A 20776-nucleotide genomic window follows, 5' to 3' on the forward strand; every position below is an offset into this window, starting at 1 on the left:
GAAGTGGAGCTAGGGGGATTCGAACCCCCGACCTTCTCATTGCGAACGAGACGCGCTACCAACTGCGCCATAGCCCCATCGTGCCCTCGCGAGCACCGGACCACGATAGCACCGGCCCCGGCGGTGGTGCGAAATCGGAGGCCGTTCCGCGCCAGTTGCGTACGTCACGTGCGGGTGCCCCCAGCTCGCGAGCTACTCGCCGGCGGCGCGGCGACGGGCCAGGACCGCGTCGAGGTCCAGCGTGGGCGCGACCGGCTCCTCGACCTGCACGGGTGCACCCGCGGGGGACGCGACGCTCGGTCGCTGCGGCACGGCCGCCGTCGGGCCGGAGACCGTCTCGTAGGGTGCGACGTCGCGGCGGGGCGCGTCCTGCTTGAGCGTGTAGGAGGGCGCGGGAACCGGCACGGGCGTCCACGGACGGTCGTCGGCGGCTTCGACCGTGCCGGTCGACGCCGTCCCGTCGGCGAGTCCGTCCGCGTCGCCGTCGCCGCGGTGCGCGGAAGGTGCCTCCTCCGCGGACACCTCGACGCCCTGTGTGCGAGCGGCGGGCGCCTCGGGGTCGTCCTCGCCGGAGTCGTTCGACGCCCCCTCGGGGAGAGCGACCGGTGCGGAGTCTGCCGCGCCGGCGACCGACTCGGCGCGCGACGACACCCGGGCCACGGGCGCCTCGAGGTCGTCCTCCCCCGGACCGTCGACGGCGGACGTGCCGGGTCGCTCGGCGGTGACCTCGACATCGCGCTCTGCGGAGGCCTCAGCACCGGTCTGACCGGTGACGTCCCCGGACGCCACGCGCCGGTCGGTGCCGGTGGTGGTGCGCCGCGGCGGGGCCGCCTGCGCCCGGCGCGAGACGGCCTTCAGGCGGGCCTCGAGGCGCGCCATCTCCGCCCGGTCGCGGCGGTCGTGCGCGGCTGCCCGGACGGCGGTGCGCCGGCCGAGGACGAGCACCGCGCCGAGCAGCAGGGTCGGGACGACGGCGAGCGCCCAGCTGGCGCCGGCGAGCCCGACCGCGGCCCAGGCGCCACCGCTGAGGAGCAGCAGCGCGACCGTGAGCACCAGGCGGCGCCGGGCGGCGGCCGCGCGGCGCGAGACGCGGGCAGCACGAGCCGCGCGGGCCGCGGCGAGGGCGCGGGCGTCCTCCGTGGCGCGCTCGGAGCGGGCACGAGGCCTGTTCATGGGTGCCTCCGGTCGTCGGGCGGGGTCGTGCAGGTACGGTCGTGCGCCACTGGTGTGGCCCCGGGGGTGGACGACCCTTCCCTGGGCCGTGTCCGGCGTCCCGGCCGTGGCCAGGATGCGGAGATCGCCGGAGAACCGGTCCTCCACACGCGAGTCGAGCAGCTGCTGCCTGGTCCGCACCAGGTGCGGGAGCAGGTAGCCGAGAAGAATCAGGGTCAGCGCAACGACCACGTACCCCTGAAGCTCCACGGCACTACGCTAGGTCCCCACCGCTGCCGGGCGGAGGACCGGCGTGCGGTGTGTCTTGCACCAGTGTGATTCGCCGGTCCGAAACGTCCTCAGCGCACCGTGCCGCCGCGCTCCCGCCAGCGTCGCACGAGCCCCCCGGGGACCTCCTCGGCGGTGAGCGCGAACGAGCGGTGGTCGCGCCAGTCGCCCTGGATGTGCAGGAACCGCCTCCGCACCCCCTCGTCCCGGAAGCCGAGCTTCTCCACCACGCGCAGCGACGCGGCGTTCTCCGGACGGATGTTGATCTCGATCCGGTGCAGGCCCGCCTCGTACCAGGCGAAGTCGCTCGCCATGGCCACGGCGAGCGGGGTCACGCCCCGGCCCGCGACGTGCTCGGAGACCCAGTAGCCGATCGTCGCCGAGCAGAACGACCCGCGTGTGATGGAGGAGACGGTGAGCTGGCCGACGAGCTCGCCGTCGAGCTCGACGACGAACGGCAGCGCCGTGCCGGCCCGGGCTCCCCGGTCGAGGGTCCGGACGTAGGACCGGAAGGTCGACGGCGGCTCGCCGGTGGGCGACGTCGCCTCCCAGCGCTCCAGCCAGGCCGCGTTGGCGCGGCGCAGCCGCTCCCAGGTGGCGCGGTCGCGCTGGCGCAGCGGCCGCAGGCCCACCCGGTCCTCGACCAGGGTCACCGGCCACGGCACGACGGCGGTCACGGCTCCCTCACGCGTCCAGCAGGAGGCAGTGCAGCCGGTCCCCCGGCCGGACGTCGGTGACGTCCTCGGGCACCACGGCGAGCGCGTTGGACCGGGCCAGCGCCGAGAGCAGCAGCGAGGCGGGCGCACCCACCGGCTCGGCCCGGTACCCCTCGGCGGGGCTGCCGGTGACGTGGACGCGCACGAACTCGCGCCGCCCGGCAGGCGAGTACCAGCCGTCGGTCACGGCCGCAGGGACGGAGTCACGGTAGAGCTCGGCGTAGCCGGCCATCGTGCGCAGCGCGGGGCGCACGAACGTCTCGTAGGCGATCTGGACGGCCACCGGGTCGCCGGGCAGGGCGAAGATCGGCGTGCCGTCCCCGACGTGCCCGACGCCGAGCTGCCGACCCGGCCACATGGCGACGTTGTCGAAGCGGACCGTACCCAGCGGGGCGAGCACCTCCTTGACGGTGTCGTTCCCGCCGTAGGAGAGACCCCCGGTGGTGAGGATGAGGTCCGCCCGCACGAGCTGGTCCTCGAGGGTCTCGCGCAGCTCGCGGCGCCCGTCGGGGACGGCGGCCACGCGGAACGTCGCGGCGCCCGCGTCCTGCACCGCGGTGGCGAGCGCATGGCCGTTGGCGTCGTAGACCTGGCCCGGCTCGGCGCGGCGGCCGGGCTCGACCAGCTCGTCGCCCACGGAGACGATCACCACCCGCGGGCGCGGATGGACGCCGACCCGGCCCCGGCCGGCGGCCGCGAGCAGCGCGACCTGGCGGGCGCCGACCCGCTCCCCCGCGGGGAGGACGATCTCCCCCGCCCGCAGGTCCTCGGCCCGCCGCCGCACGTTCTCCCCCTCGACGGCGGCGGTCCGCACGGCGACGGTGGCGCGCCCGAAGTCCGTCTGCTCGATCGGCACGACGGCGTCCGCGGCCACGGGCAGGGGCGCGCCGGAGGCGATGCGCACCGCCGTGCCGCGCACGAGGTGGATCGGGTCGACCGCACCCGCCCGCACCTCGTCGATGACCCGCAGGGTCACCGGCGCGTCCGGGCGCGCCTCCGCCACGTCCGCCGCCCGCACGGCGTAGCCGTCGGTGGCCGCGAGATCGGCCACCGGCAGGTCGGCGGCGGCCACGACGTCCTCCGCGAGGATGCAGCCGACGGCGTCGGGCAGGACGACCTCGAGCGGCGGCAGCGGCCCGACCGCCGCCAGGCACGCCGCGAGGTGCTCCTGGACGCTCCTCACGGCCCGACTGGCGCGTGGGGCTCGCTCGCCCCGGGGCCGGCGGCGGGGGCGGAGCCGAGCTCCACCCGGCGGCCGTGGACGAACGCCTCCAGCCACGCGGTGAAGTCCGACCCGAGGTCGTCCCGGTCGGCGGCGAGCTGCACGACCGCCTTGAGGTAGTCGAGCTTGTCGCCGGTGTCGTAGCGGCGCCCGCGGAAGACGACGCCGTGCACGCCGCCGCCCTCGGAGGGATCCATCCGGGCGAGCGTCTGCAGGGCGTCGGTCAGCTGGATCTCCCCGCCGCGCCCGGGCCCGGTCTGCTCGAGCACGCCGAAGACCGCCGGGTGGAGCACGTAGCGGCCGATGACGGCGAGGTTGGAGGGCGCCTCCTCCACCGGGGGCTTCTCGACCAGCTCCGAGACCTTGACGACGTCGCCCTGCCCGAGCGTTCCGACCGCGGTGTCGGTCGGCTCCACGGCGGCGGCGCCGTAGAGGTTGATCTGGGCGGGGTCCACCTCGAGGAGGGCGATGACCGAGCCGCCGAGGCGCTCCTGGACGGCGATCATGTCGGTCAGGAGCGTGTCGCGCGCGTCGATGAGGTCGTCGCCGAGGAGGACGGCGAACGGCTCGTCGCCGACGTGGTCCTTGCCCTGCAGGACCGCGTGGCCCAGCCCCTTGGGCTCGCCCTGGCGCACGAAGTGCAGGTGGGCGAGGCCGGAGGAGCGGCGCACCGCGGCGAGGCGGGCGGCGTCCCCCTTGCGCTCGAGGGTGGCCTCCAGCTCGGGGGCGGCGTCGAAGTGGTCCTCGATGGCCCCCTTGCCGCGGCCGGTGACCATCAGGACGTCGTCGATCCCCGCCTCGGCGAGCTCCTCGACCACGTACTCGATGGCCGGACGGTCCACCACGGGGAGCATCTCCTTGGGGATCGCCTTCGTGGCGGGGGCGAAACGGGTACCCAGGCCGGCCACCGGCACGACCGCCTTGCGGACCCTGGTACGGGGAGCGTTCTCGTGTGCTGACATAGCCCGAGGCTAACGGGCGCCGGTGAACGGGGGATGACGGGCCGTCGCACGGCACGCCGCCTTCCGCGGTCGGCGAAACGCACGGATCTGGTGGTTTGTGACGGTCGCGGCTGAAAGACTGGGGCCATGCACCGCACGCAGCTCGCGCTTCCACGGACGGACGGCTACGAGGCAGAGGACGCGAAGCAGGTGCTCCGGCCGATCGTCCGGGAGACCCGCTCCCAGCGCTCCGAGAGCGAGCGCGCGCGGGCGGCGAGCGCCCTCGCCGCCAACGGTCTCGAGGCGGTCGGCGACGCACGGTGCGTCGCGGCCTACGTCTCGCGCTCGACCGAGCCGGACTCCGGGCCCCTCCTCGAGGCGCTGCGCGAGCGCGGCACCCGCGTGCTCCTGCCCGTGCTGGGGCCCGGCCTGAACCGTGACTGGGCCGAGTACCGCGGCGCCGACGACCTCGCGGTGCGGGCGCCGGGCCGGCCCCCCGAACCCTCGGGCCCGGTACTGCCGGCCGAGGCGATCGCCGAGGCCGACGTCGTCATCGCCCCGGCCCTGGCCGTCGACGCCCGCGGCACGCGGCTGGGGCAGGGCGGCGGCTGGTACGACCGCGTCCTGCGCCTGATCCGGCCGGGCGCGCAGGTGTTCGCCATGGTCTACGACGAGGAGCTCATCGCGGACATGCTGCTCCCCGTGGACGACCACGACGTCGCCATCCCGGCCGTCATCACCCCCGAGCGCTGGTTCCTCCTCGAGGGGTCACGGTTCCAGCGAGACGCACTGGCGGCGCAGGCCGGCGACCTGAGCGCGGCGGAGCCCCGTACCGAGCGCTGAGGCGCGCCCCGGGCGTCACTCCGGCGGCGCGAGCGTCAGCGTCGCCGACGCCGCCTCCTCCACCGCCTCGCGGCTGAACGGCCACGGGAAGGTCTCCCCGGCCGCCCACGCGTCGATCTGGTCGGTGTAGTGGTCCGAGCCGGGATGGCCGGACGACCCGGTCGTCGTCACCCAGGTCGAGGCGTCCAGGTCCGCCAGGTCCACGACCATGCGCATCGACGGCCCCGCCGTGACGGTGAAGTCGGGGCGGCCGAGCTCGTCGACGGCGGCCGTGTCGAACGAGGTGGCGTCGACGATCGAGGTGCCGCCGGCGACCTCCACCGCTCCCGGGTTGAAGACGCGCCGGACCAGCGTCGGCACGCCCTCGCCCCCGAGCACGGGGTGCTGCGGGGCGAACCGGTGCAGCTTGCCCCACTGCCAGCCGCCCGGATCCTTGCCCATGGTGTTGGTCAGCTGCTGGCGCGCGAGCACCAGCGCCTGCCGCAGGATCTCGTCGCGTCCCTCCACGATGTTGACCGTGGTGCGGTCGTCCCACCACGGGTCCTGCGGGTCCTCGAGCAGGCGCTGGACCACCAGCAGCCACCGGGCTCCGCCGTCGGGAGCCTGGGAGGCCGGCAGGTCGTCCGCGAAGGTGAGCTGGAGAACGTTGCCCCACACGGCGTTGAAGTACGCCGCCCCCGCGCTCGACGTGTGGGCCGGGAAGCCCTCCGCCGACCACTCGCGCAGCAGGTCGACCGCGTCCTCGACGAACGGGTCGTCGACGTCGACGCTGAGCAGGGCGGGCAGCACGGCGGGACCGAAGGGGCTGGCGTCGTCGAGCATGATCGCGTTCATGTCCGCGACGTCGACGGGCTCGCCCTGCGAGATCTCGTGCTCGATGAGCGCGCGGATCCGCTGGCTGCGGAAGCCGGCGTCCCAGTCGGTGGTGAGGAAGGGGCCCTGCCCGGCCGGCGCCACCGCCTGGTTCGCCGCCGAGACGAAACCCTCGGGCGGGTTGAGGGCCGAGGGCATGTCCTCCGGCGGCACGAACCCCTGCCAGTCGTAGCGCGAGTCCCAGCCCGGGCGCGGCCACGAGCCGTCCGACGGGACCGGCGCGTCCGGCACCGCGGCGCGCACGGGGATCTTGCCCGGCGCCTGGTAGCCGATGTCGCCGTCGGCGGTGGCGAAGACGATGTTCTGCGCCGGGACCTCGAGCAGCGCGGCCGCCGCGGCGATGTCCTCCGCGTCGCGGGCCCGGTTGATGGCGAAGATCGCGTCGCCGGTGCGCCCGGGGGTCAGCGCCGTCCACTGCAGGGCGACGGCGTAGCCGGAGAACCCGGCGGGCGGGGCGCCCTCGGGCACGGGGACGCTGCCGGCAACGCCGGTGTCGGCGAGGACCTCGGAGACGATCGGGCCGTGCTCGGTGGTGGTCACGGTCGTGATCACCGGCTCGCCGCCGTTGACCTCGATGGTCTCTCGCCGCGTCTGGAGCGGGACGCGGGCACCGTCGCGCAGGTAGGTGCCGTCGTCGTAGAGGCGCTCGAGGGTGAAGTCGGTGACGTCGGCGCCCAGGTTGGTCAGCCCCCAGGCGAGCTGGTCGTTGTGCCCGATGACCACGCCGGGCAGGCCGGCGAAGGAGAACCCGGCGACGTCGAGGGAGCAGGCCTCCTCCCCGCCCGTGCAGTGCAGCCCGACCTGGTACCAGAGCCCGGGGGCGTCGAGGGCGAGGTGGGGGTCGTTGGCCAGGAGGGGCTTGCCGCTGGCGGTGTGCTCGCCGGAGACGACGAAGGAGTTGGACCCCACGCCCTCCCCCTCGCCGAGGAGCACCGGCACCGCGTCCAGCGCCCGGGCGGCGTCCGCGAGGGCCTGCCCGGCCTCGAACCCGCCGAGCGCGGCGGTCACCTCCGCGCCGGAGGCGGCGACGACGTCGCCCTCCGCCGTCGTCCCCTCGCGGCCCGCGGCGTTCGTGTCGGTCCCGGCGGAGGCTGCGGGCTGCTCCGGCTGGGCGGCCGCGGGCCCCGGCGTGCTGGCACCGGCGATGATCGGGGTGTGCGAGTCGTACGGGTACTCGGGGTAGAGCTCCTCGGTGCGGGCGACGTCGCCCAGCGTCCGCAGGTTGGCCGCCCGCCCGAGCTCGGCGTCGTAGTTGCCGCGCAGGTCCCAGGCCATGGCCTTGAGCCAGGCGAGCGAGTCGACCGGCTCCCAGGGCTCGATCGGGCCCAGCTCCGTGGTGGTACCGAGCACCGTGTACTCCAGTCCCAGCTCGGAGGCCTCCCGCGAGTCCAGGTAGGCGTTGACGCCGTCGGCGTAGGCCTCGTAGAGGGCACGCGACTCGTCGGTGAGCAGGTCCCACTCCTGCTCGGCGACCTGGCGCCAGCCGAAGGTGCGGATGACCAGGTCGGCCGAGAGCGCAGCCTCGTTGTCACCGACCAGCTCGGAGAGCCGGCCCGCGGTGACGTGCCGCCGGTAGTCCATCTCGAAGAAGCGGTCCTGGGCGTGGACGTACCCCTGGGCGCGCATGAGGTCCGCGTCGGTGCCCGCGTAGATCTGCGGCACGCCGAGCTCGTCGCGGATGATCTCGACCGTCCCGTCCAGGCCCTCGAGCCGCTGGCTGCCCGTGTGGTCGGGCAGCGGGCGGCGGACGACGCCCGCTCCGACGAGCAGACCGGCGACGAGCACCACCACGAGCACCGCGGGGACGATGAGGAGCGCCTTCTGCAGCGCGGACCGACCTTGCACGAGCCGAGCCTAACCGGGGGGCGGGACCTCGCCCGGCATCCCGGTCGGGGTGTGCAGCGTCACCGTGCGACGTCGAGCGCGCCGGGAGTACGATTGGCACTCGGTGCGGCGGAGTGCCAGAATCCGCCCTCGTCCCGACGGAGGTCAGCAGTGCCCACGTATGCCTACCGGTGCACAGTGTGCGGCAACGAGTTCGAGGTCAAGCAGTCGTTCAGCGACGACGCCCTCACGGTCTGCTCCGAGTGCGGCGGCGCACTGCGCAAGCTCTTCAACTCCGTCGGAGTGGTGTTCAAGGGGTCGGGCTTCTACCGCACCGACTCCCGCTCCGGCTCCACGGCGTCCTCGCCGGCGGCGCCCAAGGAGACCTCGTCCTCCACGAGCTCCTCCTCGAGCGAGTCCTCCTCGTCCACGTCGTCCTCCTCCGCTCCGGCGAAGGCTGCCGCGGCCAGCTGATCCACCGGCCGGGCCCCCTGCCCGGCCGCACCGCGCGGGCCCTCGCCCGCGCGGCCCTCGCCGGGGTTCCCGGCAGTGGGTGGAAGGACGGTCCGGGCCGCCTCCGGAGCCCGGGACCGTCCACACCCGTGCTCGCCCCACCGCGCGTGCACAGAAGCGTTCGCCGCCCCGCGCGTCCACAGTCACGTTCGCCGCACCGCCGTCCACAGCCGCCACGACGCCGTGGCCGACCGGCAGGCTGCCTCTCCTAGCGTCGCGGCATGCGCGCTCGCACCCCGGTCCCGCCGTCCCGCTCCCCCGCCGCCCGCGCGCGCCGCCTCCTGTGGCGACGGCGGCACCTCCTCGCCGCCCTGTGCCTCGCCTGCGCCGCCGCGGTCGCTGTCACCGCCCTGCGCCCGCCGGACCCTCCGGCCGAGCGGGTGCTCACGCTCGCCGCAGATCTGCCCGCGGGCAGCGTGCTCGCCGCCGACGACGTACGTGTGGAGGCACTCCCGGTCGGCAGCCAGCCGGCCGGCGTGCTCCGTGACGCCGACGACGCCGTGGGGCGGCCGCTCGCCGTCGGCCTCGCGGCAGGCACCGCGCTGCAGCCCGCCATGCTCGCCGGGCCGGGCCTGGCGTCCGCGGCGCCGCCGGGCACCGTCGTCGTCCCGGTGCCGGTCGCCGACGCCGCCACCGCTCGCCTCGCCGAGCCGGGGCAGCGTATCGACCTCGTCGCCGCCGGCAGCGACACGGGGGTGGAGGTGAAGGCCGAGGTCGTCGCCCGGGACGTGGTCGTCCTGGCCACCTGGACCCCGGAGTCGGGTGGCGGGCTCCTCGAGCCCGGCACGGGGAGCGTCACGTACCTCTACGTTGCCGCGAGTGACAGAGTCGCTACCGTTCTCGTTGGCTCGAGCGCCTGGGCGCCTCTGCGCGCCGTTCTCCGCAGCCCGTGACGCCGGAGCCCCGCGTCGCGCTCGTCACGTAAGGATCTGAAGGATGTTCGCCGGTTTCAAGGAATTCATCTCGCGCGGCAACGCGGTCGACCTCGCCGTCGGCGTGGTCATCGGCGCCGCGTTCACCGAGGTCGTCAACTCGATCGTGACCAAGGTGCTCAACCCGCTCATCGGGGGCATCTTCGGCAAGCCCAACTTCGACAACCTCTGGGTCATCACCCTCGGCTCCGGCGACGACCGCGCCCAGGTGCTGCCCTTCTCCATCCTCACGGCACTGGTGAACTTCCTGCTCGTCGCCGCGGCGCTGTACTTCCTCGTCGTCCTGCCGATGAACAAGCTCGCCGCCCGCCGCAAGGTGGAGGAGACCGAGCCGGCGGCGCCCGCCGAGGACGTCCGCGTGCTCACCGAGATCCGCGACCTGCTCGCCGCTCAGCAGCGCGGCAGCAACGGAGGCTCGGTCGTCGGCACCCACCAGCTCCACTGACAATCGCGAAGGCCCGCCACGTGGCGGGCCCTCGTCGTGCCGGCCGTGCTCAGCGGCGCCCCCAGTGCGGCGGGACGTCCCGGAGCAGGCGGGCGTCGTTGGGGCCCTCGCCGTGCCCGGGCTCGTCGGAGACCTCCACCGCCCCGGCGTCCGGGGCGTGCAGGGCGTCGACCGGGTCGGCGATCTCGCCCGCCTCGAGGCGGCGCCGGTCCACCTCCGACAGCGCCACGACGCGACGGTGACGCCCGCGCGCACGGGGTTGCCCGGCCGTGCCTGCCCCCTCGCTCGGGTCCGGCCCCTCGCCCGGGTCCGGCCCCTCGCTCGCTCCGGTGCTCATCGCGCCCGCCGGCGGACCACGTGCCCGAGGACGGCGTCCACCTGGGCACCGCGGCGCGTCAGCGCCAGCTCGGCGCGCAGCTCCTCCACCAGCTCAGTGTCCTCCCGCTCGGCGCCGTCGGACTCGATCCAGGCGACGAGATCGTCGAGCTGGTCGTCGCTGTACGCGGCGAGCGGGAGGCTGCGCACCACCGGCGGGCGCGGACCCCGGTCGCGCACCGGAACCGCGCGAGGCCGGACGGTGGGCTCCGCGGTCCCGCCCGGCTCCGTCGTGCTCGGCTCGGTCACGACGCCGGCCGCGACGCCGTCGCCCTCGGCAGCCTCGGCCGCATGCGGCGCACCGTCCGGGGCGTCGGACGGCTCCGCGCCGGTGTCGTAGGTGTGCGGCAGCGCGGTCATCCCCGGTGCCGCGGGCCGGGCGGCGAGCGCGGCGGCCCGCCTCTCCTCGACGACCTCGAGCACCGCCTCGAGGATGGCCTGCGCCTCGGCCTGCGGGTCCATGAACACCGCGGTGGAGAACGCCATGTGCACCCGCCAGCCGCGCGCGGTCAGCCGCTGCACCCAGTGCCGGTCGCGGCGTCGCAGCGACTGCTCGGCCACGTACTCGGCGTCGTCCGTCAGCACCGCCACCAGCAGCTCGCCCGGCAGGTCGGGGTGGCCGATCGCCAGGGGGATGCGCACCCCGCCCTCCACGCCGTAGCGCGGCACGACGGTCAGGCCGAGGCGCCAGAGCCGCTCGGCCAGGTCCACCAGGAGCTGGTCGGGGCTCTCGGCGGGCGCGGAGTCCGGCTGTTCGACGGGCAGGTCGCCGGTGGCCGACTGCTCGATGAGGTCGGCCAGGAGCTGTGGCCCGGGCTGGCGCAGGCGTGAGCGGTCCAGGTCGCCGGGGCCGATGCAGCTGACGAGCACGAGCTGGTGCCGCACGGCGTCGAGGGCGTCGACGAGGCAGGCGAGGCCGTCCGGCGCGGAGATCGGCCCGAACCGGTGCAGCACACGTCCGTGCGGGGTCTTGCCGAAGCCGACCGAGAGGATCACGACGTCGCGGCGCAGCCCGCCGGCGGCGTCGACCTCCACCACCGTGAACGGCTCGTCACGGTCGTACCGGAAGAAGTCCGCCACCGCGGGGCTGCCGGCCACCGCGGCGTTCACGCCCTCGCGGACCCGCTCCGCGTGGCGGGCGTTGAGGGCGACGACGGCGAGGGACTGCTCCGGGCGGGAGAGCGCGTGGTCCACCACGAGGTCGACCACGTGGTCGACCTCGGACTGCACCGACTCCACCGCGTCGCTGCCGGGTGCCGGCATCCCGAAGCCCTCCACGAGGTCCAGGCGCATGCGCGAGGCCGACGGCGGGGCCGGGACGGAGCGGATGACGCCGTCGTAGCCGTGCGTGGCCAGGAACGCGGAGATTCCCTCGTCGCGCTCCGCGCGGCCCGTCGGGAGCGTCACGGCGGGCAGCAGCGGAGCGAGCGCGCCCACCAGACCGTCGCCACCACGGCGGGAGTCGCCGACGAGGACGACCTGGCGCGCCCGGGCCAGCAGGGAGACCGCCTGCTCGACGGGCAGGTGCTGCACGCCGTCGAGGACGAGCAGGTCGACGTTCGGCCCCTCGGGCAGGACCTGGGGGACGAGCATCGGCGCGACCAGCCACACCGGGCGCGCCACGGGCGCCACGTGCGGGTAGGCGCCCAGGGTCTCGCGCAGGTTCGCCCCGTGGTCGGCGCCCAGGGCGCGGTAGAGCCGGGCCGCCTCCTCGCGGTGGTCGCGGACGGCGGTGCGCACCCGGGCGGCGACGGCGCGCCGCACCGGACCCACGAGAGAGGCGACCTGGGCCTCGTCGAGCCCACGGAACCGGGCGGCGAGCGCCTTCAGCGCGGGCCCGTCCAGGCCGGCGAGGGCGGGGTCGGTCCGCAGGATCTGCTCGAGCACCGAGCTCCACCAGGCCAGGTCGAGCTCGGACCCGACGAGGGCGGTGGGGACGCGCCGCTGCGCCAGGTCGTCCACGAGCCCGCCGAGCCCCTGCTGGCGCAGCTCGCCGAGGAGCCGGGTGCGCTCGGGCAGCAGCCGCAGCGCCGGCGCGTCGAGGCCGAGCTCCTTCATCCGCTCGGTCAGGGCCGGGAGGGGGACGGCGAAGAGGTCGTCGTTGCCCGCCCCGGCGCCGATGACGTCCTGGAGCTGCTCCACGTCCGCCCGGGCCTGCGCCTCGGTGGCCTTGATCTCCGCCAACCCGTCGGGCAGCCGGGGCCAGCCGCCGGCGGGGTTGTGCCGCCGCCAGATCTCCCGCTGCTCCTGGACACGGACGAGCTCGGCGTGAAGGTCGCTCACCGGCCGGCCCGGACGCAGCAGGTCCTTCGCCTGCTTGCGCAGCCGGCGGCGCACCGAGCCCTTCATGGAGACGCCGTTCTCCTTGCGCCACGCCGACGTGGCGGTGGCGACGACCATGTCCGCGGCGGAGCGCTCGAAGATCTGCGGGAGGAAGACGTCGAGGGCCTCGGCCACGCCGTCGAGCATGCGCAGCTGCTCGCTCCAGGCGTCGAGGGTGGTGGCACGTTCGAGGCCGGTCTGGGCGGCGACGCGCTCGACCTGGCCGAGCAGCGTGGGCAGCGTCAGCTCGCCCAGGCGCTGGGTGCGCTCGAGCGCCGCCGAGGCGGTGGGCCCGTCGGTGAGGCGAGCGCCGTACCAGGGGGTGTCGTGCGGTCGGAGCGTGAAGGCGCCCAGCGCCGCGGCACGGGCGAGGCGCTCGCGCGCGTCCTCGAGCCCGCCGTCGCCGAGCCGTCGCAGCGTCGCCGCGTCGAGGCGCACCCGAGTGCGGGGGCCGGGCCGGGCTGACGTCAGCCGCGCGAGAGCCTGCAGCGCGTCGTAGGCCGAGACGCCCCACGGCTCGTGGACGGCGTGCAGGCCGGTGACGTAGCTGCCCAGGCGGGAGCGCACCTCGGTGAGCTCGCGGCGGACGGTGCGCACGCCGTCGTCGTCCACCTCCGGCGGAATCGGGTTCAGGCCCTCGCGCAGGCGCTCGGCCGCGGTGGACCGCCACCGCGCGTCGGAGGACAGGTCGAGCGCCAGGTCGCCCAGGCCGAGGTCCTCCAGGCGGGCGAGCAGCGTGCGGCCGGTACGCCGCGAGCCGGGCACGTACAGGACGGTGCGCCCCGAGGCGGCGGCGTCCGCGACGACGGCGGCCACGGTCCCCGCGACGTCCGCGCCGGGCGGGGCGTCGAGGAACACGTGCCGGCCGGCCGCGACGGCGTCCACGGCGTGCGCCTGGTCGACGTCGAGGTCGCCGACCCCGCGCTCGTCCTCCGGAGCACGGTCTGCGGGGACGTGCGGGGGTGGCGGCACGTCGAGCGCGGCGCGGGCGTCCTCGTCGCCGGCGAGGGCGGCGACGACGTCGGAGCCCGGGAGGAACTCGCGCATGGCGTCCAGGTCGTCGACGAGCACCTGGCCGGGGTGCACGAACGGGCCCACCACGATGCGCTCGGAGAGCTCGAAGCCGGCGAGGTGCTCGCGGCCCAGCTCCGCGAGGCGCAGCAGCGCCCCGCGCGGGGAGAAACCGTGCTCGGTGTAAGCCGCGCGGGCCACGGCGGCGACGTCGACGCCCACCCCGGCGGCGCGCAGGGCGCGCACGAGCACCGGGTTGACCTCGATGGCTGCCTCGAGGTCGATGTCGAAGTCCGACTCGGGGCCCGGGTGGGCGTTCAGCCGCACGGCGCGCAGCAGCACGGGGGCGTGGATGGTGCGCACCCGGGTGCGCGGCGCGGCGGGCGTGACCGGGGACGGCGTGGCGACGGCGTCGGCCGCCGGCCCGGCGTGGGTCGCGGGCGCGGGGCCGGCCTGCGAGACAGCCGGGTCGGGCGAGGAGACAGCCGGGTCGGGCGAGGAGACAGCGGGTTCGGCCGGGGAGACGGCAGAGGCTCCGCCCGCAGGCGCGTCGACATCCTCCGTCCCTGCGGGTACGTCGCCCGCTCCCTGGTGGCTGCCGGACGCCTCGGGGCCGGCGGACGTGGCAGGGCTCCCGGACGTGGCCGGGCTGCCGGCGGAGGTCGCGGCGTGGTCGGCGTGCGCGTGCCCCGGGTCGCTGGAGGCTTCGAGGACCACCGTGCCCGCGTCGTCCGTCTCCTCGACGACGGGCTCTGGCAGCTCGGTCCACGTGGCCACCCCGATGGCGAGGTAGGTCGGCGCGATGCCGTAGCGGTGGGCCATCTCGTCCGCCCGGGCGCGCACGGTGCGCGCGGCGCGGCGGGCGGCGAGCTGGGCGCTGCCCTCGCGCACGAGGTTGCTCAGGCGTGTGGTCCGCCCGGCGTAGAGCTGAGCGATGCCGGAGGGGTGCGCGGCGGTGAGGTCGATGACGGCGTCGCCCAGCAGCGTGAGGTCGGCGAGGGTGCTGGTGCCGCCCAGCTGCACGAGGTTGCGGCGCCAGCCGGCCACCGCCGTCTCCACCGTGGCGGCCCGCTCCGCGGCGACGGGCCGCGGGCGTGGGCGGCCGGACGCCGGGGCGGTGCGCCCGACGCCCCGGCCGAACGCGGAGCCCGGCGCGGGCGCGTCGGGGACGACGGTCTCGGACGTGCGGGCCCGGCTGTCCTGGGCGGTCGGGGCGGCGGCGTGACGGCGCGGAGCCCCGCCGCGGAAGAAGAGCGCAGGAGGGGTCATTTCTCCAAGGTAGGCAGCGCGGGCCCGAGGAGCGGGGAGCCGCGCCGTGGCGTCGTCGCACATGTGGCGCAGGCCCGCGGCGACGCGGCCGGAGGCGGCTCCAGCGTGGAACGGGAGGCCGGGAGCGGGGCACCGTGCGGCGGCGACGGCGCGCTGCGGCGGCCCTTGTGGATGGAGCGCGACGCGCAGGGGGGGCAGGCGTCGCGCTCCATCTGGCGCACAGCATGGCGCCTGGCAGTGCCCGCGCGCAAGCACGTCCAGGTACCGGCGCACGCCGGGCCTGCCGTCCCGCGCCGGGAAGTTTCGGCCCCGGGCCCCCACGCCCCTCGCGGGACGTCCCTCCGGAAGCCCGGGACGAGACGAAGGTAACCGGGCGCGACGGGTGTCACGGCCCGTTGAGGCCCTCGTGGCGCGGCCGGAAGTGGACGTGGCAGGACCCTGCCACCCTCCCGGTCAGCTCAGCGCGGCCGGGTCCACGGTCCGGCCGGTGGCGGCGGCCTCACCGATGGCGCTGAGCAGGCGGATGGTGCGGGCCGCGTCGGCGGCGTCGACCGCGGGCGGCCGGCCCTGCGCGACGGCGTCCAGGACGTCCCGCCACTGCGCCAGGTGCCCGCCGATCCCGATCCCGCGCGGGTCCGACGCGCCCGTGACATCACCGGCGGGTGCCGCGCCGACGTCGGGGGCGGGGACGCCGTCGACGTCCCAGCGCAGCACGCGGCCCTGCGCGACCTCGATGCCACCACGGGAGAGGTCCAGCGCCAGGGTGGCCGGCGAGCCCGGGTAGGTGGCGGTGGAGGTGCTGATCAGGCCGAGCGCCCCGGAGGCGAAACGGACCGTGGCGACCGTGGTGTCCTCGGTGTCGATCGGGTGGGCGAGGGTGGCCTGCTGGGCGGTCACGGCGACCACCTCCCCGCACAGCCAGCGCAGGATGTCGACGTAGTGCATGCCCTGGTTGAGCAGGGACCCACCGCCGCCGTCGGCGGTGGTGCGCCACGGCGCGGCAGCGTAGTAGGCGTCGTCGCGCCACCAGTGCACGTGGGTGCGCGCCAGACGCAGCTCGCCCAGGTCGCCCGCGTCCAGGCGCGCCTTGAGGTAGAGGTTCTCCGGCTCGAAGCGGCGCTGGGAGATCATGGCGACCGTCAGCCCGCGCTCCGCGGCGAGCGCGGTGATCCGGTCGGCCTCCCCCACGGTCAGGGACAGCGGCTTCTCGACGACGGCGTGCCGGCCCGCGTCGAGCGCCGCGAGCGTCTGGGCCGCGTGCATCGCGGAGGGCGAGCAGACGACGACGATCTGCACGCCGGGATGGGTGGCGACGTCGTCGTGGCCGACCTTGACGGCGTCGGGCCACCCGGCCTCCGCGGCGGCGGCGGGGCTTCCGCCGCTGTGGGCGACCAGGCGCACCCGGTCCCCCAGCTCGTGCAGGACGCGCGCGTGGGCGACCCCGATCGTGCCCAGCCCGATGATCCCCACCCCGATGCGCTGGTCCACGAGTCGCTCCCCCACGTTGAGATCCGGTGGCGCCACCCTAGCCGCGCCGGGCGGGCACCTCGGCGTGAGCAAACGAACACCGCCAATGTCCCGCGACCTGACACTTCAGAGCCGACCGTCAGTAACCTTGGAAGGCATATGAGCCTCGACAGTCGGCCTCACGCCACCTCACGACCCGAGCACGATCCCGCCCCCGCAGACCCGCACGCACCGGACGCGGCCGCACCCCGCCCGGCCGTCGCGGCGCCCGAGACGTCCCGCCTCTCCCCCGAGCAGGAGCCCGAGCCGGAGAAGGACGCCCCGTCCGACAGGCCGTCCGGCGTCCAGGTCACCGCGAGCGCCCTCGCCGCGGTCACTGCGACCGGCCTCCTCTCCACCCTCGGCGTGGCAGGGACCATCATCGGCGCGGCACTCTCGAGCGTCGTGACCGTGCTGGCGAACTACCTGTACACCAGCTCGCTGCGCCGGACCGCCGCCCGCGTGGCGGCCGCACCGCCGGTGCGCAAGGTGCGGGCGCGCACGCACGCCGGCACCACCGCCACCATCGCGCTCTCCGACGGCCCCACCGACGGCTCGACGGTCGCCCTCGAGGCGGCCACGGTGGTCGACGGCTCCGTGCCCGCCGTCGCCGGTGGGAGCACTGCGGCGGCTGCCGCCGCCGGCGGCCGGGCGGACCGGCTCCGGGCGGCCTGGCGCGCCGTGGTCGACCGGTACGGCTACCGCAAGATCGTCATCACCGTCGTCGCGTTCTTCGCCGCCGTGCTCGCGGCCGTGACGCTCGTCGAGCTCGCCGCGGGCAAGCCGCTGGCCAACGTCGTCCGTGGCGAGGAGGGCGCCGGCACCTCGCTCTTCGGCAACGCGCCGGCCGCCGTCGAGCCGGAGACGACAGACTCCGGGCCCGGGACGGTCCCCGAGGACGGCACCCGCACTGAGACGGAGGACCAGGTCACCGACCCGGCCACCCCGCCGCCCGGCGTGGAGCAGCCCACCGGGACCGACGGCGAGATCGCCGAGGAGGCACCGACGACGGAGCCCGAGCCGGGTTCCGACGCCGAGGAGGTCACGCCTCCCGCCGACGACGCACCCGCGTCCGAGGACCCGTCGCCCGCCCCGACCGAGTCGCCCACGCCCGCCGAGCAGGCGCCGGCGGACGGCGTGCCGTCCCCGCTGCAGCCGGAGATCGCGACGCCGGCGGCCCCCACGGAGTGACGCTTTCTCTGCTGCTTCCCGGCTGCGCTACCTGAAGTGCGCGTAGCCACGGAGGTACGCAGTGAGGTGTTCCAGGAAGCTGACCACGCCCGGGACTGGGAAGTACCACGGACAGCCGACAGCCGACAGCCGGCGACCGGAGCGCACCGGTTTCAGCGTCCGTCCTCGAGGGCGTAACGGTTGAACGCGGAGGTCCACATCCGCGAGATCAGCACGACCATCGGGCGTTGCTGGAGCAGGAACAGCAGCGGTCTCTGGGTCCACCGTGCGCCGCTGTAGCTCCATTCCGCGTGGACCCGGCTACCGCCGTCGCCCAGGGGCGAGGTCCGCACGAAGCCCTCGCCGCCGCCGCCGTAGCTGCTCTGGGTCACCGTCCACCTGACGACGTCGGGATCGGACCAGTCGTAGCGGACGACCACCCAGAACGGTGACCCGGAGCTGCTCTCACGCGCCTCGGCCCAGGTCTCCCCGGAGTCCCGCAGCTCATAGGTCCTCGGGTCGAGCGTGCGGCTCCAGATCTGCAGCCGGCGGTCCGTGAAGTCCGTCAGCGCGCGACGCACCTGCTCCGGCGATGCCGTGGTCTCGAGGTCGAACCGCACCTGACCATTGGAGCACCGGGTCGCTCACGAGGCACGACCTGGGGCGCACCGCCCGCCCCGCTCGTCGTCGGCGCTCACGCCAACGTGGCGAAGCGCCTCGGTGACGCACGGTGCCCTCGGGCAGATTCGAACTGCCGACACCCGCTTTAGGAGAGCGGTGCTCTATCCCCTGAGCTACGAGGGCGGGGACCGGGGAACAGGTTACCGGCCCCGCCACCTCGACGCCCAAATGGCCTGCTCTACGCCACCCGGTCACCCGCGACGAGCCGTCCGAGCTCGGCGCCCCAGGTGCGAGCCCGCTCGATCTCGCCGTCGAGAAGCGGCCCCTCGTACCCGTGCACCCGGAAGCTCTGGCCGCGGCCGACGGGCTCGCCACCGAGCCGGGCGATCCGCTTCGCCACGCTAGCGTGCGCAGAGCCGGGGAAGGGAGCCTTGACGTGCGTGTCGAAGGAGGCGACGGGCAGGTGCTCACGCACGCTGTACGCCGCGCCCAGCCACTCGCGCACGCCCGTGGCCTCGGAGATGACGGGGTGACCGGCACGCTCGTAGGCGTCGCGCCGCGTCTCCGGCCGGCTCAGCCCGAACGCGTGCGTCGGCGCGCCGACGACGAGCAGGTCCGTCTCGAGCGACTCCAGCTCGGGGGCCTGGCCCACCTCCACCACCTCGGTCGGCATCACGGTCCGCAGCCCCTCGGCGACCGCCTCGGCGACGGCCCGGGTGTTGCCGTACATCGACTCGTAAACGACCAGTGCGCCCATGGCGACCACGACTCCTCGTCGGCGGGCGTCCGCGCTCCGACGGCGGTCCGTCCCGCTGCTCCCACGCTCGCACGCGGTCGCGGCCGTGGTGAGAGACGTTCGTCCCCACCGCCGGTGCGCTCAGAGCGCGTAGACCCGGGACTCCCACGGGGACAGCGCGACGAGCTCTCCCTCCGCGGGTGCGCCGTCGGGGTGGGTGGTCAGGAGCAGATCGCCGGCCAGCGGTGCGGCCATGCCGGTCAGCGTCACCTCGGCCGGCGCGCTGGAGCAGTTGGCGACCACGAGCAGCATCCGGGGCTGCAGGGCGCCGTCGACGGAGCCGCCCGCACCGGTGACGGGCCCCTCTCGCGGGAGGGTCCGGGTGTAGGCGAAGACCTGCTCGTGCTCGGGCAGCAGCAGGGCGAACCGGCCGTCCACCACCACCTCGAGGGTGTGCCGCAGCTCGATCAGGCGGCGGTAGTGGTGCAGGACGGAGTCCGGGTCCGCGACGGCGGCCGCGGCGTTGATCTGCACGTAGGAGGGGTTGACCGACAGCCACGGCGTGCCGGTGGTGAACCCGGCGTGCGGGGAGTCGTCCCACTGCATCGGCGTGCGTGCGTTGTCCCGCGAGACCGGCCCGATGCCGGCCATCACCTCCCCGTCGGACGCGCCGCCGGAGACGGACTCGCGGTAGAAGTTCAGCGTCTCGATGTCGCGGTAGCTGTCGATCTCCGCCCACCCCACGTTCGTCATCCCGAGCTCCTCGCCCTGGTAGACGTACGGCGTCCCGCGCAGCAGGTGCAGCACGGTGCCCAGGGTCTTGGCCGAGCTCACCCGGTGCTCGGCGGAGTCGTCCCCCCACCGCGAGACCACCCGCGGCTGGTCGTGGTTGTTCCAGTACAACGAGTTCCAGCCGGCGTCGGCCAGCCCCTCCTGCCAGGTGGCGAGGTTCGCCTTCAGCGCCGGCAGGTGCAGCGGGTTCAGCTGCCACTTCCCCACCGGGCCATGGTCGATGCCGACGTGCTCGAAGGTGAAGACCATGTCGAGCTCGCGGCTGGCGGGGTCGGTCACCGAGCGGGCCAGCTCCAGCGTCACGCCGGGCATCTCGCCCACGGTCATGAGCACCTCGCCGTCCCGCGCGCCCGCGCCGAGGACCTCCTCGTGCATCTCGCGCAGGAACTCCTCCAGGCGCGGGCCGTTGGTGTAGAGCGGCGAGCCGTCCGCGAACCGGGAGGCACCGGCCGGGAGAGCAGGGTCGACCACGCCGTCGGAGAGCTCACCGTCGGGCCCGACCACCTTGGAGATGAGGTTGATGACGTCCATACGGAACCCGTCCACGCCCCGGGCGACCCACCAGCGCATCATGTCGTAGACCGCCCGGCGCACCTGAGGGTTCTCCCAGTTCAGGTCCGGCTGCTTGCGGGAGAACAGGTGCAGGTAGTACTCCCCGCTCGCCTCGTCCCACTCCCAGGTCGAGCCCGAGAAGAACGAGTGCCAGTTCGTCGGCTCCGCACCCGGCTCACCGCCCACCGTGCCCGGGCGCGGCGGGCGCCACCAGTACCAGTCCCGCTTGGGCGAGTCCTTCCCCGACCGCGACTCCACGAACCACGGGTGCTCGTCCGAGGAGTGGTTCACCACCAGGTCCATCACCAGCCGCATCCCGCGCGCGTGCAGGCCGGCGATGAGCTCGTCGAGGTCCGTCAGCGTCCCGAAGGTGGGGTCGATGTCCTGGTAGTCGGAGATGTCGTAGCCGTTGTCGTCCTGCGGCGAGCGGTAGATCGGCGAGAGCCACACCACGTCCACCCCCAGGTGCTGGAGGTAGTCGAGCCGGCCGATCACCCCCCGCAGGTCCCCCACGCCGTCGCCGTCGGTGTCCGCGAACGAACGCGGGTAGACCTGGTAGACGACGGCGGTGCGCCACCACTCCGCGCCCGGCGCGTGCGTGGCCGCGCCCGTCTGCTCGGTCCGCACGGCTGTCTCCGGGTTCTGCTCCGTCATGCCCTCCACCCTAGGAGCC

At 75.1% G+C, this 20776-nt stretch carries 16 protein-coding genes and 2 tRNA genes; 5 read left to right on the forward strand and 13 right to left on the reverse strand.

Annotated features, from left to right (window positions below):
* Positions 1 to 4: 4 nt before the first annotated feature.
* The 5 genes from ABD774_RS17755 to ABD774_RS17775 all read right to left on the reverse strand — a co-directional run bounded on the left by ABD774_RS17755 (position 5) and on the right by ABD774_RS17775 (position 4340).
* Positions 5 to 77, reverse strand: a tRNA-Ala gene (locus tag ABD774_RS17755).
* A 115-nt stretch (positions 78 to 192) separates the two neighbouring features.
* Positions 193 to 1422 (reverse strand): hypothetical protein, encoded by a 1230-nt coding sequence (locus ABD774_RS17760; RefSeq protein ID WP_345044149.1) that lies wholly within the window; start codon positions 1420 to 1422, stop codon positions 193 to 195.
* Positions 1423 to 1511: 89 nt separating this feature from the next.
* Entirely contained in the window at positions 1512 to 2117 is a 606-nt protein-coding gene (locus ABD774_RS17765; RefSeq protein ID WP_345044152.1) for a GNAT family N-acetyltransferase, read from the reverse strand.
* 7 nt (positions 2118 to 2124) lie between these two features.
* The gene (locus tag ABD774_RS17770) at positions 2125 to 3339 is read right to left on the reverse strand and encodes a molybdopterin molybdotransferase MoeA (protein ID WP_345044155.1); all 1215 of its coding nucleotides are present in this window, start codon (positions 3337 to 3339) and stop codon (positions 2125 to 2127) included.
* Positions 3336 to 4340, reverse strand: a complete 1005-nt coding sequence (locus tag ABD774_RS17775) for a UTP--glucose-1-phosphate uridylyltransferase (RefSeq protein ID WP_345044157.1) — start codon at positions 4338 to 4340, stop codon at positions 3336 to 3338. The genes ABD774_RS17770 and ABD774_RS17775 overlap by 4 nt, the downstream gene beginning before the upstream one ends.
* A gap of 126 nt (positions 4341 to 4466) precedes the next feature.
* Between ABD774_RS17775 and ABD774_RS17780 the strand changes: the two genes are divergently transcribed.
* Positions 4467 to 5162, forward strand: coding sequence for a 5-formyltetrahydrofolate cyclo-ligase (locus ABD774_RS17780; RefSeq protein WP_345044159.1), 696 nt, complete (start codon positions 4467 to 4469; stop codon positions 5160 to 5162).
* A gap of 15 nt (positions 5163 to 5177) precedes the next feature.
* Here ABD774_RS17780 and ABD774_RS17785 read toward each other — a convergent pair whose 3' ends face one another.
* Positions 5178 to 7880: a penicillin acylase family protein gene (locus ABD774_RS17785; RefSeq protein ID WP_345044160.1), complete on the reverse strand. Its 2703-nt coding sequence runs from the start codon at positions 7878 to 7880 to the stop codon at positions 5178 to 5180.
* 150 nt (positions 7881 to 8030) lie between these two features.
* Between ABD774_RS17785 and ABD774_RS17790 the strand changes: the two genes are divergently transcribed.
* From ABD774_RS17790 to mscL, 3 genes are all read left to right on the forward strand, one after another.
* Positions 8031 to 8333, forward strand: coding sequence for an FmdB family zinc ribbon protein (locus ABD774_RS17790; RefSeq protein WP_345044162.1), 303 nt, complete (start codon positions 8031 to 8033; stop codon positions 8331 to 8333).
* A gap of 260 nt (positions 8334 to 8593) precedes the next feature.
* Positions 8594 to 9265, forward strand: coding sequence for an SAF domain-containing protein (locus ABD774_RS17795; protein ID WP_345044163.1), 672 nt, complete (start codon positions 8594 to 8596; stop codon positions 9263 to 9265).
* Between the two features lie 43 nt (positions 9266 to 9308).
* Positions 9309 to 9749, forward strand: coding sequence for a large conductance mechanosensitive channel protein MscL (gene mscL, locus ABD774_RS17800; RefSeq protein ID WP_345044165.1), 441 nt, complete (start codon positions 9309 to 9311; stop codon positions 9747 to 9749).
* 49 nt (positions 9750 to 9798) lie between these two features.
* Here mscL and ABD774_RS17805 read toward each other — a convergent pair whose 3' ends face one another.
* The 3 genes from ABD774_RS17805 to ABD774_RS17815 form a co-directional block, all read right to left on the reverse strand.
* Positions 9799 to 9978, reverse strand: coding sequence for a hypothetical protein (locus ABD774_RS17805; protein ID WP_345044167.1), 180 nt, complete (start codon positions 9976 to 9978; stop codon positions 9799 to 9801).
* A 104-nt stretch (positions 9979 to 10082) separates the two neighbouring features.
* A complete protein-coding gene (locus tag ABD774_RS17810) occupies positions 10083 to 14726 on the reverse strand; it encodes a hypothetical protein (RefSeq protein ID WP_345044169.1) in 4644 nt (1547 codons plus the stop codon).
* A gap of 453 nt (positions 14727 to 15179) precedes the next feature.
* Positions 15180 to 16214, reverse strand: a complete 1035-nt coding sequence (locus ABD774_RS17815; RefSeq protein ID WP_345044171.1) for a Gfo/Idh/MocA family protein — start codon at positions 16212 to 16214, stop codon at positions 15180 to 15182.
* 138 nt (positions 16215 to 16352) lie between these two features.
* On the opposite strand from ABD774_RS17815, the gene ABD774_RS17820 reads away from it, so the two are divergent.
* Complete coding sequence (locus ABD774_RS17820) at positions 16353 to 17423, forward strand: ICP22 family protein (RefSeq protein WP_345044172.1); 1071 nt, start codon at positions 16353 to 16355, stop codon at positions 17421 to 17423.
* A gap of 152 nt (positions 17424 to 17575) precedes the next feature.
* On the opposite strand, the gene ABD774_RS17825 is transcribed toward ABD774_RS17820, so the two are convergent.
* From ABD774_RS17825 to ABD774_RS17840, 4 genes are all read right to left on the reverse strand, one after another.
* Positions 17576 to 18022, reverse strand: a complete 447-nt coding sequence (locus ABD774_RS17825) for an SRPBCC family protein (RefSeq protein ID WP_345044174.1) — start codon at positions 18020 to 18022, stop codon at positions 17576 to 17578.
* A 111-nt stretch (positions 18023 to 18133) separates the two neighbouring features.
* Positions 18134 to 18206 (reverse strand) — tRNA-Arg (locus ABD774_RS17830).
* Between the two features lie 55 nt (positions 18207 to 18261).
* A complete protein-coding gene (locus ABD774_RS17835) occupies positions 18262 to 18780 on the reverse strand; it encodes a flavodoxin family protein (RefSeq protein WP_345044176.1) in 519 nt (172 codons plus the stop codon).
* A gap of 120 nt (positions 18781 to 18900) precedes the next feature.
* Positions 18901 to 20757: a glycoside hydrolase family 13 protein gene (locus ABD774_RS17840; RefSeq protein WP_345044179.1), complete on the reverse strand. Its 1857-nt coding sequence runs from the start codon at positions 20755 to 20757 to the stop codon at positions 18901 to 18903.
* Between the last annotated feature and the right edge of the window lie 19 nt (positions 20758 to 20776).

Origin of the sequence: Georgenia daeguensis, from assembly GCF_039537705.1 — a bacterium.
GTDB lineage: Bacteria > Actinomycetota > Actinomycetes > Actinomycetales > Actinomycetaceae > Georgenia > Georgenia daeguensis.